We start from the raw sequence: 13,012 nt of genomic DNA, 5'->3' as shown, positions 1-13,012 counted from the left end.
GAAACTGAACAAGGAAATGAATGTACTATCTGAAAAACTTGCTGATATTGGTGAATTTGTCACCTCTGAGGCTTTCGTGCAATGATGTCAATACCTTTTATAGATATATCCGAATACAACACCTATAGTATTATAAGGAGGAACGAACTATGAAACGACGAGACATCATTTATTTGAAAGAGAACGAATTTTGCATCACCGGTTCCGACATTTGGATGAGCGAGTGGGAACTGGCGGAACTCTTCTACGCAACACAAGGGGAGATACGTGCTGCCATCAACCGCGTACTGAAAGACAGCGCAATACCAACCTGCCACAGCACGAGATATATGCCTCTTGGAAACAGCTATGCTGCCGAGGTCTATTCCTTGGAAGCCATCATCGCCATATCCTTTTATCTTCATACGGGATTTGCGGCAAAGTTTCGCAGGTGGATAATACAACGGATAACGAGGGATAACAAACAGGCAGTCTCTCTCATGCTTTGCATCAGTAGCGGATTGGAATGCTGAACAGACAGGAATAGCGACACACAATCCGAGAAACAAAAAGGAACGACAACGGGCGGACGGTTTTCACCAGAAAAACTGTCCGTCCGAGTTGTTTTCTGTCATTTTGTTGTCTCTTTTGTCTCCGTAACGACGCCACAAGCTGCCACATACTACCTACCAAAACAGACCGAGAATGCTGATAATACGGTTGAAAATACGGCAAATCACACGATAATATGACACAAATCATTTCAAAAAATCATTTGCTTTTATGCCTGATGAGCCTTATTCTCCGAGACTTCTATATAGGTCTACGACACAGGAAAGCTGCTGTTGGCGTGTTTCAAGCAGTTCCATTTGGGCATCAAGAGCATCGCGTTCGGCCCCAAGTACATCGAGATAAGTAGCTCGCCCGTTCATATAGAGTTGACGAGACACCTCAACCGAGTGTTCCAAAGTCTTCACTTCTTCCTCTTTTAACGCATAATAGGCGGCGAGATTCTTGTTCTTTGACAGCAGCGTACATACCTCAGAATAAGCTGTGAGCAGTGTTTTGTCATATTCATATAAGGCTTGTAGCTGTGCGGCATCAGCCTGTTGGAAGTTCGCTTCGATAGCTTTTCGGTTGATAAGTGGTGCAGTTAGTCCTCCCACAACACTGTAAGCGAGCGACTTTGGCATACGCGTTAGGTAGGTAGGATTAAAGGCTTCAAGCCCTAAAGTGGCACTAATGTTTACCGAAGGCAAGAAGGCTTTGCGCGCCGTTTCTACGTCCCAATGAGCTGCAGCGAGTTCATGTTCAGCCTGACGGATATCGGGTCGGTGGCTCAGGAGATTGGAAGGAAGTCCTGTAACGACCATTTTCACGTCTTCATTCAACAACTGTTTGGCGTCTCGTTGAATAGGCGTTGGGTAACGACCGAGCAGTAAGTTGAGTGCATTTTCACATTCAGTAATCTCTTGTTTCAATGCAAACTCCTGCGAACGTGCCTTTGCAAGCTCTGCTTTGAACTTCTCAACAGCCAGTTCTGTGTCGCTATCGGCCTCCTTTTGTATCTCAGCTATCTTCTCCGCCTGACGCTGAAGATCAATGTATTTGCGTATAAGTGCGAGCTTGTTATCTAAGGCTAACAAGGTATAATAATTGCTTGCGACCTGTGAAATCAATGAAGCGCGCACGGCATTCTGGCCTTCTAAGGTTGCCAAATAACGCTCGACAGCCGCTTTTTTGCTTGACTTCAACTTGCCAAAGAGGTCGAGTTCCCAGTCAAAAGCAAAGCCCGGGTGATAGTTCATGAGTGGATTGGGGATGAGTTTCCCAGGAGTCATCTCGGTAGAAGCATTGCCGGCACCCTCACTTGTGTATCGTCCGGCCTTGCTAACTCCTACTTCAGCCCCCACGGAAAGCGATGGAAGTATGGCTCCTTTGGCTGCAATCATTCCGCTTTTTGCTACAGCTATCTGTTGCAATGTTATCTTTAAGTCTTGATTATTGACTAAAGCGGAGTCGATAAGTGTCTTGAGTTGTGGGTCGGTGAAAAACATTTTCCATGACGTAGGTATAGTCTTTGCCGTCAGCGTATCACCATTATATTGCGTGGGTAGCTGCAAACGTGTGCGGCTATTGACTTGCGTCGCTTGGGGAGTCTTGCAAGATGACACTCCGATGGCAAGCAGAATAAGAAGGAAAATATTATTTCTTTTCATCATTTTCAAGTTTATATTGTTTGTCTTTCTCCTCTGTCAAAGGCTTGTTTCGTTGGTAACGAACCATCTTTACATGGTCGGCCATGCGTCCAAAGATATAATATAAGCCCGGAACAAGAATGAGTCCAAAGCATGTTCCGAATAGCATTCCACCCGCAGCTGCCGTGCCAATGGTTCGGTTTCCAATAGCCCCTGCACCGTGAGCAAATACTAATGGCAGCAAGCCGGCTATGAAAGCGAACGATGTCATGAGTATAGGACGGAAGCGAGCTGCCGCACCTTCGATGGCCGCTGCACGTATACTCTTGCCTAAGTTGTGGCGTTGCACGGCATATTCTACCATTAACACGGCATTCTTTCCAAGCAAACCAATCAGCATGACCATAGCAACTTGGGCGTAGATGTTGTTTTCCAATCCCGTGAGTTTCAGGAAAATGAACGTTCCACAGATACCCGCGGGTAGACAAGTAATAATTGGAAGTGGCAAAAGGAAGTTCTCATATTGTGCTGAAAGGATGAGATAGACGAACGTTAAACATACAATAAAGATGATCAGCGCTTGGTTTCCTTGGTCTACTTCATCTTTAGTGATGCCGGCAAAGTCGTAATCATAACCGTGAGGTAGCGTCGAAGCAGCCACCTCTTCGATAGCTTTGATGGCCTGACCACTACTGTATCCAGCTGCTGCTGAGCCTGTAACTTCAGCAGAATTATATAGATTATGACGCGTCATCTCACTCATTCCATATACCTTTTCCATGTGTAAAAAGTCGGCATAAGGCACCATTTCACCTTGGTTGTTCTTAACATTTAACTGCATCAAGTCTTGTGGAAAAGCACGATATTTTGGGTCGGCTTGCACGATGACCTTATAGGGCTTACCAAATCGAACGAAGCCCGTTTCGTAGTCAGAACCAATCAATGTGGAGAGATTATCCATGGCTGTACCAAGTGTAATGCCTTTTTGTGCGGCGATATTATTATCTACTCGAAGCATGTATTGAGGGAAACTGGCCGAGTAAAAGGTAAAGGCTGAGCCTATCTCTGGACGCTTATTAAGAGCTGAAACGAAGCTCTTGCTGACCTTTTCCATAGCATGATAGTCGTTACTTCCAGTCTTATCAAGGAGTCGAAGCTCGAAACCTGACGCCGCACCATAGCCTGGAATAGAAGGTGGTTCGAAGAATTCTATGTTGGCATCTGTTATCTGTTGGCACTTGTTTTCAAGGTCATTGATAATCTCTTTTGCCGTCCGACTGCGTTCCTTCCAAGGCTTAAGATTAATCAAACACGAACCCGAGTTGGCACTGGTTCCTTCAGAAAGGATCTCATATCCAGCCAAAGAAGACACACTTTCTATGCCATCTTCCTTTGCAATTATACTCGCAAGTTGATGTGCAACCTTATTCGTTCGCTCAATAGTAGCACCAGGTGGTGTCTCAATTACAGCGTAAATCATGCCCTGATCTTCTTGAGGAATAAAGCCCGAAGGTAACGAATTGTTGATAAAGAAGGCTCCAATGCAGAACAAAAGTAATAGCGGAAGCGTGATAATCTTCCTCGAAACAGTGCGTTGAAGCACGTTGCGATAGCCGCCGATTCCTTTGTCAAAACCCGCATTAAACTTATCAAGTACACGATTAAGCCACGTCTTTTTGATGTGGTTATCACGCTCTCGAGTCAATATTAGCGCACAAAGCGAGGGCGTAAGTGTTAGGGCTGTGAAGCCCGAAAGCACGATACCAGAAGCTATTGTGATTGAAAACTGCCGATAAAACATGCCTTCTGGCCCACCCATAAAGGCTACAGGAATGAACACAGATGCCATAACCAATGTCACGGCTACTATGGCTCCACTGATTTCTTTCATTGCCTTTTGCGTGGCTTCCAAAGGTTCTAAGCCCTCTTTGGCTATCTTCACATTGACCGCTTCGATTACCACAATGGCATCATCGACCACGATTCCAATCGCCATTACTAAGGCAAAGAGCGATATCATGTTAAGCGTTATGCCGAAAGCATTCATGACAGCGAAGCTACCTATTAACGAAACAGGGACTGCAAGGCATGGAATGAGGGCAGAACGCCAGTCTCCAAGGAACAAGAATACAACGAAACCAACGAGTATAAAGGCTTCAAACAGCGTGTGAATTACCTTTTCTATAGAGGCATCAAGGAATCTACTGATGTCGTAACTCAACTCATAATGCATGCCCTTTGGCATGTCTTTTTGAAGATGAACCATTGTTTTCTTGACGTTCTGGATAACTTGTCGCGCGTTCGATCCATAGGCTTGTTTCAGTGTTATGGCTGCGGATGGGTGACCATTCAACGTAGAATATATGTCATAAACCTCACTCCCGAGGCTCACATCTGCTACATCTTTGAGTCTAATAAATTGCCCATCAGGAGTTGATTTCACGACAATATTGCTATACTCTTCAGGCGTTGTATAACGTCCTGGATACTTCAACACATACTCAAAGCTTTGTGCATGCTTGCCCGAACTTTCCCCAAGCTTGCCTGGAGAAGCTTCAATGCTCTGTTGTTGTAAGGCATCTGTGATGTCGGTTGCAGACAAACCATAGGCTGTAAGCTTATCAGGCTTAAGCCAAACACGCATGGCAAAGCTCCTCGTTCCAAGGATATCAAGATCTCCAACGCCATCAACGCGGGCGAGTTCTGGGGAGATATTGATGTCCGCATAATTGAAAAGGAAGTTCTGATCGACTTTAGGATCATCGCTATATAGGTTGATATACATGAGGATGTTAGGCTCCTCACGAGATATTTTCACACCTTCGCGCACAACAGCTGGCGGTAGTTTGTTGGTCGCTGCTGACACTCGGTTTTGCACATTGATAGCATCGACGTTGGGATCTGTACCAAGTTTGAAGACAATGTTTATCTCTCCTTCGCCGTCATTGCCTGCATCCGACTCGATATACTTCATTCCCGGCACACCATTCAGTGCCTGTTCAAGAGGAATAAGCACTGACTTAATCATCAGTTCATTGTTGGCTCCCGGATAATCGGCTACCACATTAACCTTTGGAGGGGATATAGATGGGAACTGAGTAATGGGTAAATTGAACAGCGAAAGAATGCCAATGAAGACGATTACCAATGAAACAACGATGGCAAGTACTGGTCTTCGAATAAACTTTTGAAACATATTGACTGTTTATTAGCGTCTTTTTTCTTCTTATATATGGTTGTTCTCATCATGAAATAATATGGTGTGAGAACTTTTCTCGGTTGTAAAGTGTGATGAAAAGCCACCTGAAAGCCTTAGTCGGCATTCAGTTGAACACGCTTCATGGCTTCACTCGGTGTGTAATAACGCGTCTTTACGTGTTGACCATCATGCACTTTCTGCACTCCACTCAATAGAATCTTGTCGTTGGCAGTTACTCCTTCGGCGATAATAAACACCTCTGGTTGTTCAAAAGCCACTTTAATCTCACGTGAATGTGCATAGCCTGCGCCATCAACAACAAACACATAACGGCGGTCTTCCTCTTCATACGTGGCCTGTTGTGGGATTACCAACACATTGTGTAAAGGCATATTGATGCGCACTGTGCCTGTTTCGCCATTGCGAAGCAAGCCTTTCGGATTGGCAAAGTGGGCACGAAGAGCAATATTTCCAGAGCTACTATCAAACTCACCAGCTATATTTTGGATGTAGCCTTTAGCTGAAAAGGCGCTTCCATTGGCAAGAATCAGCGTCAAAGGAAGTTTATTTCGCTCGGCAGAATGTTGCTGATAGTCTATATATTCGGGTTCAGAGATGTTGAAATATACGTTGAGTGACGAGTTGTCGGATAGTGTAGTGAGCAAGTCACCTCCCTGCACTAAGCTTCCAATCTTTTTCGGAAGACTTCCTATAACGCCTGTAAATGGGGCGCTGATTAAGCATAACCGTGCTTGAATCTGGGCTAATTTATAATCTGCTAAGGCTGCATTGAGCTTCGCTTTAGCCATCTTTTGTGCGTTGGGCGAAACAATTTGCCCCCTCGTTAGTGTTGTTGTGTTTTGCAGTTCAATGCGTGCTTGCTCGGCTTCTGCCTTTGCCCGTGCCACATTCTGTTGAGCTCCAACAATCGAAATGCGGAAAAGTGGCTGACCGGCTCGCACCTGTTGCCCTTCTGTGACATAAACTTGCTGCAGAATTCCCTCCTGCTGTGCGCGTACTTCTATATTTTTTCGCGATTCAATATTGGCCACATAGTTCTTTGAAACTTGTGTATTGGTTACCCAAGGAGACGTTACTGCGTAGACCGTTTGGTCGCTGTTTTCCTTGTTTTTGCGACATCCTGTGACTACAATCAATGTGATGATAGCCATCAACAGCATCTCTTTCTTCATACCTAACTAATGGGTTGTCCGATTATCTTTTACTAATGATTCAAGTATTAAATACAAATTTATAGATTTTTTAAGTAGGTTGTTGTAAATCTATCATTAAAAAGATTTAATAGATAGAAATTAATTGCTTCTTTAGCTCATTTTTTATATAATGTAAAGTGAGGTTAATCATCTCGCAATCTGCCTCATTTCATCGTGCGTTTTGCCCCAGATTACGCTACAAAGTCATAGGAATTGTGAGCGCATCTCACTTGTTGTGTTTTTTAATCCAACTTTAACCCCCTTGTCTTTGGCTTTGGCGTGGGTTATCATTCGGCTTTCAGCGTGCTGAAATAAAACACAATGCGTCGCATCATACAACAGAAGCATCTCTATAACTCCTTTGAGAAAAGAAGATGATTTGTTTGCTTTTTTACAAAAACAATGCAGGATTTTGTAAATAAGTTATGACATTTTTCATTTATCTTTGTATTTAAGAACGAGACAAAAAGTTTGTTTCTATAAAACGTTATCATTGCTTATATGGCATCATCTCAGTTGATTTCTCTGCCGAATGCATTGTCGGTGTCGTCGCTTCTCACGATAGTAAGGGGTGCTTTCCAACGTGAATCGTGCTGTGCATCAGCACTGAGTGGCGAGTCAATCAAAGCAAAACGTCTACACCTTATATATAATAGGGGCTCTCGTTTTCATCAAATAGTCGGCCCCTATGCCTCACTTTTCCTCGCGAAAGGGCAGGATAGGTGCGACAAACTGCGGCAAAAGCCGACTTTTTGCGCGGTAAAATGCGCATAAATTAAATATCTAATCAATCATAGCTATACCTTCTATTTGCTTCCTGACAAAATGCCAGAATTGGTATCACTATTATTTATTCGTTTGTTTACATTGTTCTTGTGTTTACCGAAGTCTACGTTGATATATGCTTCAAGCATGAATATTCTGTTCAGGTCATGAGAAAAAGCATCCTGCCTGTAAGGAGCCAGCTTCGACCAATTTTCTACGTACTGACTATACCTGCTACTGAAAGGATTCAACACCTGAGCTTGTATGCCCCAGTTATCCTTATTATAGCCGACAGATATTGAATGTAGAGTCTCCTCCTTGGTTAAAGTCTCTCCCCATAGTATTTTATGCCCTTTGCTGGCACTGGCCATCAGGAACCAATTCCCTTTAAAAAAGGTAACAGAACCATTTACACCGAAATCAGAATAGGTGTGGGTATAATTATTTCCCTCACTTATGTATCTGTTCAAGTATGTGCTGATATTAACCTGAAAATTTTCACCGAAAGGAGTCAGCTTCAGATTTAAATTATTCTGCAATCGATGAAAACCCCTCTGATTTTCCATTGTACGTATATACTTATTATTCTCGAACAATGTCGTCTCCATCAATGGCTTGTCATCAAAGCTGTATCTGATAAGATAATCCAAATCCAACCATTTGTACTTCCAGTTGATAGTCAAATCATTAGAAACGAATTTTACTGTCTTAAGATTAGGATTTCCTCGTCTAACTTGATAATTATCTATATTCTGACTCACATCATTCATATCTGATAATGATGGAGAATAACCTGAAATATAGCCAGTGTATCTAACAAGTAAATTCTTGGTCAGATTGTATGACAATTTAAGTGTTGGGCGAAAAATAATTTTACTCTGGCTTACATCTCCCTGACTGTTATATGTTCTCATTACACCACTACCCATAGTGTATACCAATTTCCCTACCTTAGACATAAATTCCACATACCCATAGGTCTCAGCTGTTCGCATGCTTATATTCGCATTGATGGTTCCACCATAATTATTGGAAACGAAGGCCTGATTATGTTTTATGCCAAGTGATAACATGGAATTTTTAATCTTTTGCTCATAAATAGCCTCAGCGATGAGCGAATATTTATCACCTTTTGTCTGCGATGCATATTCCTCAACAGAATTTACTCCTCTCTGAACAAAATGCCTATTATTCTTAGTTTTTATATAGGTTCCTACCACATCAATAAACAGATTCTTTCCTTTAGCCAATTCTGTCTGGTAATAAATATCTAATGAAGGTATATTTTCCCTCGACTTTTCATGATCGGATATTTTATATTCCTGTCCAGCACTTGTAAGTTCGGATTCTCTGTCTGATATGGAATAAGGCATATCCATATATGACTGTCTATAGTTGATACTTAGCAGATTATTGTTTTTACTATAGTCATAACCTAATAGGAAATTCATCCTGTCATACTTTACCTTTGTAGGCAAGCCTGTTTCCACATTGTATAGTGGAGTTGCAGTTCCATTAAAGGTTTCAACATTTTCACGTATCCATTTCAAATCTCTGCGTTCCCAATTAGATATAAACTTGAAAGACGAACTTCCAAAATGATAATTAGCGGAAACATTATAATCTCCTGTTCCGATTTTATTTATGCCATTGGTTAAATCGACTGAGAAATTTCCACCTGAGTTCCTCCGTTTCAGAATAATATTAATGACAGCTCCCACATTTCCATAACGCAATCCCGGATTATCATGGTATTCCACCTTTGCTATATCGTCTGGTCTTAGAGATTTCACCTCAGGAAGCTTTGCCTTTACTCCATTAATTTGTAATTCAACTGTCCCTCCTGTAGTCATCTCTATGCTATTGTTAATAGAATTGATCTCAATGCGTGGAAGACTTAAATTCTGCAGTAACAAAAGGCCATTACTGGATGTCTTCCGTTGCAAACTGTTAGGGAAGAGTATCTGCCTGTCTATTTTCTGGATTTTATTACTACCAACAACTTTTACCTCTCCTAAAGTCTTTGGCAATACCATCAGTTTAATCTTTCCCATATCAACATCATCCGATGCATTATTACAGGTAATATATTGGTCTTCATAGCCTATATATGACAGATGAACGATAAAGTTATTCGATTGAATACTTTTAATATGAAATTCACCCACATCATTGGTTACGCCACCAGACAAGAATGTCGAATCTGTCGACAGAATTCTAACTGAACATCCAATTACTTCCTTGTCGTTCTCATCTACAATGTTTCCTTTTACACTCATTTGAGAGTATGCTCCTTTGGAAAACATCAGAAACAGGAGCATCATAAAAAAATGCTTCATTATTTTATAACATTTAAATAATTTTCCTCATCATATTACATTTATATCTTTAGCCCTTGTACATCTGGAATCTGGCATAGAAAAAGATTTTCTTCTGTTATCTTTGCAATGTCTAGATAATAGGCTTATTTTCTGTTGCAAATATATTTATATCTCCAAATTATATCGTTACACTTTTGTATAATTCTGAATTTGTTGTCTGAAATATTACACAAAAGTGTAATCATGCAGCCTTGCAAAGTTCACCATATTTAGAAAAGAAACCCATAATACCTCTTTTACTGGAGCATACTGGAACGGTCTCAGATGTCAGGTAGTCAATGGATTTTCCGATTTGACGTGTACCAAATCCCAACACCTTCATTACTTTCAATAGTTTGCTGTCAATCTCTGCAATCATATAGCTGTACTTGTCCTCCACTATCGGCTTTACTGCTAATGCCATTAATCGCTTGAATAATGTCAATGTGGATATTCCCGAATCCTTTGCAACGGCAAAGCGCCCTATATGCCAAAAACTATATTTACTTTCCTGGTGAATAGCATTTAGTGGGTTTATCCCATATATTTTTTCGATAGGAAGAATCTTGTGTTTATCCCAATGAAAACTCCTGATGCAGCCAATTATATTCCCAAAGGAATCCCTTGCAATATAGATTTGGGATTTGTTATCATACAGATATTCCTCTTCTTCAAGCACTGATTTTATATCTTCATTTACTTCTTTCTCTGTAAATGAAGATAAGTGATGGGAGTAATTTTCCCTGACCACAAACTGTGCTATTTCCAACAGACTCGTTTTGTCTGCCATGAAGATAGCGTAGTCCTTAAATGTTGCAATCTGTTTTTCCATAATGCTTTTTGTTTCTTGATTTATATGGCAAAAATACTTCTTATAGAAATATCACCTATTACACTTTTGTGTAATTTGGCATCTCTCTCTTTGTTTTTTACACTTTTGTGTAATCTTTTTGCGGTATTCCACATTAAAAATGTACTTTTGTAGTGAAATATATCAGAGAGTCTTAGCACGTTTAGCATATATGACAGACATAAAAGATTTCTTTATAGCATCGAACACCGTGCGTAATGCACCAGATTACGATTCAAATGTATTGTCAACATTGATTCATACAGTAGAGTCCTTTGCACGTGTAACCTATCAGAGCATTTATTTGATAGACTATTATAAGCAGGAGTTTCTTTATGTGTCGGACAACCCTTTGTTTCTTTGTGGTCATACAGCAAAGGAGGTGAAGGAATTGGGGTATAGTTTTTATTTGAAATATGTACCAGAGGAAGAACTAAAAATGCTTGTTGAGCTGAACAAAAGTGGGTTTAAGTTCTTTGATACTTTCGATAACGTCGATAAATACCAATGTTCTATGTCCTATCACTTTCATCTGAAAAGTGGAACAAAAAGCAAACTGATAAACCATCAGATTACTCCCATTTTATTGACAGACGAAGGCAAGATATGGATAGGTATGTGTGTCGTATCACTATCTTCACATAAAACAGTGGGATATGTAGAGTTTCACAAAAAGGGTAATCTTAACTATTGGAAATATTCTTTCGAAGGACATCGGTGGAAAGAATGTGATGGAATATCACTTAAAGAAGAAGAACTTGAAGTGCTACGGTTGTCAGCAGCAGGGCTTACCATGACGGAAATTGCGAACAGAATGTGCCGCTCGTTAGATTCTATCAAAACCTATAAACGCCACGCCTTTGACAAATTAGGCGTGACGAATATCACCAAAGCTATTTCAAGAGCTACCTTAAACAAACTCTTCTGAAAAAAATAACTTACGGCAAAAGCGAAGAGAGATAGAATTTAGGAAAATAGTTCACAGGTTTTCCTGTAGCAAGATTGTACATTGCCGTTGTACACAAGCCTGCTGCAATCCATGATGCTATGGACAGTTGTGGAGGTGGAAGCATTTCGCTTTCCTTTTTATATTGGGTTACAATTTTGTCTAACCACTCTTTAGGTTGATTCCAAAAAGCCCCGTGTCCAGTAACATACTCAGCTACCTTTAATTCAAATCCCTTTGGCTCTTCAGTCAGTTCAGATAAAGAATGCCCCAATGGGTCTACAACCGTAACAAAGCCAGCCCAACCAAAGTTGTATGGGTGCAGTACTGGTATTTTTCTTTCTTTGCAAATTTCATCAAAGACGAATGGAGTTTTATCCTTAAAGTCCAATGCATTGATGGCTACATCATGCTCATTCAGCATCTCTTCGATGTTATCAGGAGTCAAAAACTCTGTATGGAAATCTATCTGTGCATCAGGATTGATGCTTAGCAAACGCTCAGCCAAACATTCCGCCTTGTATCTGCCAATGTCATTCTCTGTATAGTTCTGCCTGTTCAGGTTGCTTCGCTCTATCTTGTCTCCATCAACGATGGTGATATGTTCAAAACCAAATCTTAAAGCGCATTCAGCGATAATGCTGCCTATACCTGCACCACCAAGGAATATTTTATAATCCTTTATGATGCTTTGTTCTCTTTCGCTCACATAGAGCCTGTTTCTGCTGTATCTTTCTTCCATAATGAAATAATTATTTTAGGCAAAAGTAGATGTAATAAAGCATATATACATTACACAAAAGTGTAATAATCAATCACATTGTTGATTATTTTAGATTTTATAACATATTCAGAAGAGAACATGTTGCTACTCCTTATAGTTATCCTCCAACAACCTTTCCAAATCCGACTCCTTATAGAGTATCTTCCCTGCAAACTGAGTGTAGGGAATAATCCTCCTGTCCCGATAGTCCTGCAGGGTGCGGGGGCTGATATACAGCCGCTCGCATACTTCTTTACCTGTGAGGAAATGCTCACCGCCAAACAGTGGCTTGTGTGTCTGAGCAACTTCCTTAATTCTCTTGCTTACTCCGTTGATAGCGGACAGCACCACCTGCATATCGTCCACCTCCATGTTCAAATCTCTTACCTGTTCCATATTCTTCATGTTTATTTGTTGAATTTATTTTTCTCCGCTTTCGATTTCTTTATTTTGGTTTGGAGCAACCTCTCCACGTCCTCACGCTTGTAATAGCACTTATGCCCGATTTGGGCAAAGGGCAAGACACCCGTATCACGATAGTGCTGTAAGGTACGCTTGCTGATGTTGAGCAGCCTGCACACATCCCCATTGTGCAGCCAATCGGTATGCCTGCTTTGTTCCCCGAATGCCTTGTGGCATGTCTCGGCAAGGCTGAGTATCTCGTTCCTCAGCTTTGCCCAGTTTGAATCCGTAATGATAAAATATCCCATAGTTTTATTGTTATTTTGTTTGTAATTC

At 41.1% G+C, this 13,012-nt stretch carries 10 protein-coding genes; 2 read left to right on the top strand and 8 right to left on the bottom strand.

The features are described 5' to 3' along the window. The first annotated feature begins 149 nt into the window (after positions 1 to 149). The gene (locus H164_RS0113545; protein ID WP_019969124.1) at positions 150 to 512 is read left to right on the top strand and encodes a hypothetical protein; all 363 of its coding nucleotides are present in this window, start codon (positions 150 to 152) and stop codon (positions 510 to 512) included. Positions 513 to 776: 264 nt separating this feature from the next. Here H164_RS0113545 and H164_RS0113540 read toward each other — a convergent pair whose 3' ends face one another. From H164_RS0113540 to H164_RS0113510, 5 genes are all read right to left on the bottom strand, one after another. Continuing rightward, positions 777 to 2,201: a TolC family protein gene (locus tag H164_RS0113540; RefSeq protein WP_019969123.1), complete on the bottom strand. Its 1,425-nt coding sequence runs from the start codon at positions 2,199 to 2,201 to the stop codon at positions 777 to 779. Then, positions 2,185 to 5,373, bottom strand: a complete 3,189-nt coding sequence (locus H164_RS0113535) for an efflux RND transporter permease subunit (protein ID WP_026356385.1) — start codon at positions 5,371 to 5,373, stop codon at positions 2,185 to 2,187. Before H164_RS0113535 ends, H164_RS0113540 begins: the two co-directional genes overlap by 17 nt. Before the next feature lie 116 nt (positions 5,374 to 5,489). Further along, positions 5,490 to 6,569 (bottom strand): efflux RND transporter periplasmic adaptor subunit, encoded by a 1,080-nt coding sequence (locus H164_RS0113530; protein ID WP_019969121.1) that lies wholly within the window; start codon positions 6,567 to 6,569, stop codon positions 5,490 to 5,492. A gap of 827 nt (positions 6,570 to 7,396) precedes the next feature. Beyond that, positions 7,397 to 9,694, bottom strand: a complete 2,298-nt coding sequence (locus H164_RS0113515; RefSeq protein ID WP_036888036.1) for an outer membrane beta-barrel protein — start codon at positions 9,692 to 9,694, stop codon at positions 7,397 to 7,399. A 223-nt stretch (positions 9,695 to 9,917) separates the two neighbouring features. After that, on the bottom strand, positions 9,918 to 10,547 hold the full coding sequence (locus H164_RS0113510) for a hypothetical protein (RefSeq protein WP_019969117.1): 630 nt from the start codon (positions 10,545 to 10,547) through the stop codon (positions 9,918 to 9,920). A 190-nt stretch (positions 10,548 to 10,737) separates the two neighbouring features. On the opposite strand from H164_RS0113510, the gene H164_RS0113505 reads away from it, so the two are divergent. Further along, entirely contained in the window at positions 10,738 to 11,493 is a 756-nt protein-coding gene (locus H164_RS0113505) for a helix-turn-helix domain-containing protein (protein ID WP_025830389.1), read from the top strand. Positions 11,494 to 11,503: 10 nt separating this feature from the next. Here H164_RS0113505 and H164_RS0113500 read toward each other — a convergent pair whose 3' ends face one another. From H164_RS0113500 to H164_RS0113490, 3 genes are all read right to left on the bottom strand, one after another. Beyond that, positions 11,504 to 12,253, bottom strand: coding sequence for a ThiF family adenylyltransferase (locus H164_RS0113500; RefSeq protein WP_018911569.1), 750 nt, complete (start codon positions 12,251 to 12,253; stop codon positions 11,504 to 11,506). 126 nt (positions 12,254 to 12,379) lie between these two features. Beyond that, the gene (locus H164_RS0113495) at positions 12,380 to 12,670 is read right to left on the bottom strand and encodes a helix-turn-helix domain-containing protein (RefSeq protein ID WP_026356384.1); all 291 of its coding nucleotides are present in this window, start codon (positions 12,668 to 12,670) and stop codon (positions 12,380 to 12,382) included. A gap of 11 nt (positions 12,671 to 12,681) precedes the next feature. Then, on the bottom strand, positions 12,682 to 12,984 hold the full coding sequence (locus H164_RS0113490) for a helix-turn-helix domain-containing protein (RefSeq protein ID WP_026356382.1): 303 nt from the start codon (positions 12,982 to 12,984) through the stop codon (positions 12,682 to 12,684). Between the last annotated feature and the right edge of the window lie 28 nt (positions 12,985 to 13,012).

The organism is Segatella maculosa DSM 19339 = JCM 15638, assembly GCF_000382385.1.
GTDB lineage: Bacteria > Bacteroidota > Bacteroidia > Bacteroidales > Bacteroidaceae > Prevotella > Prevotella maculosa.
The sequence above is the reverse complement of the archived record's forward strand: the minus strand, read 5'-3'. Positions and strand labels throughout refer to the sequence as shown.

Bases quoted from the DNA above. Each gene is read 5' to 3' on its own strand.
- H164_RS0113545 (WP_019969124.1), top strand. From the start codon at position 150: ATGAAACGACGAGACATCATTTATTTGAAAGAGAACGAATTTTGCATC.
- H164_RS0113540 (WP_019969123.1), bottom strand. From the start codon at position 2,201: ATGATGAAAAGAAATAATATTTTCCTTCTTATTCTGCTTGCCATCGGA.
- H164_RS0113535 (WP_026356385.1), bottom strand. From the start codon at position 5,373: ATGTTTCAAAAGTTTATTCGAAGACCAGTACTTGCCATCGTTGTTTCA.
- H164_RS0113530 (WP_019969121.1), bottom strand. From the start codon at position 6,569: ATGAAGAAAGAGATGCTGTTGATGGCTATCATCACATTGATTGTAGTC.
- H164_RS0113515 (WP_036888036.1), bottom strand. From the start codon at position 9,694: ATGAAGCATTTTTTTATGATGCTCCTGTTTCTGATGTTTTCCAAAGGA.
- H164_RS0113510 (WP_019969117.1), bottom strand. From the start codon at position 10,547: ATGGAAAAACAGATTGCAACATTTAAGGACTACGCTATCTTCATGGCA.
- H164_RS0113505 (WP_025830389.1), top strand. From the start codon at position 10,738: ATGACAGACATAAAAGATTTCTTTATAGCATCGAACACCGTGCGTAAT.
- H164_RS0113500 (WP_018911569.1), bottom strand. From the start codon at position 12,253: ATGGAAGAAAGATACAGCAGAAACAGGCTCTATGTGAGCGAAAGAGAA.
- H164_RS0113495 (WP_026356384.1), bottom strand. From the start codon at position 12,670: ATGGAACAGGTAAGAGATTTGAACATGGAGGTGGACGATATGCAGGTG.
- H164_RS0113490 (WP_026356382.1), bottom strand. From the start codon at position 12,984: ATGGGATATTTTATCATTACGGATTCAAACTGGGCAAAGCTGAGGAAC.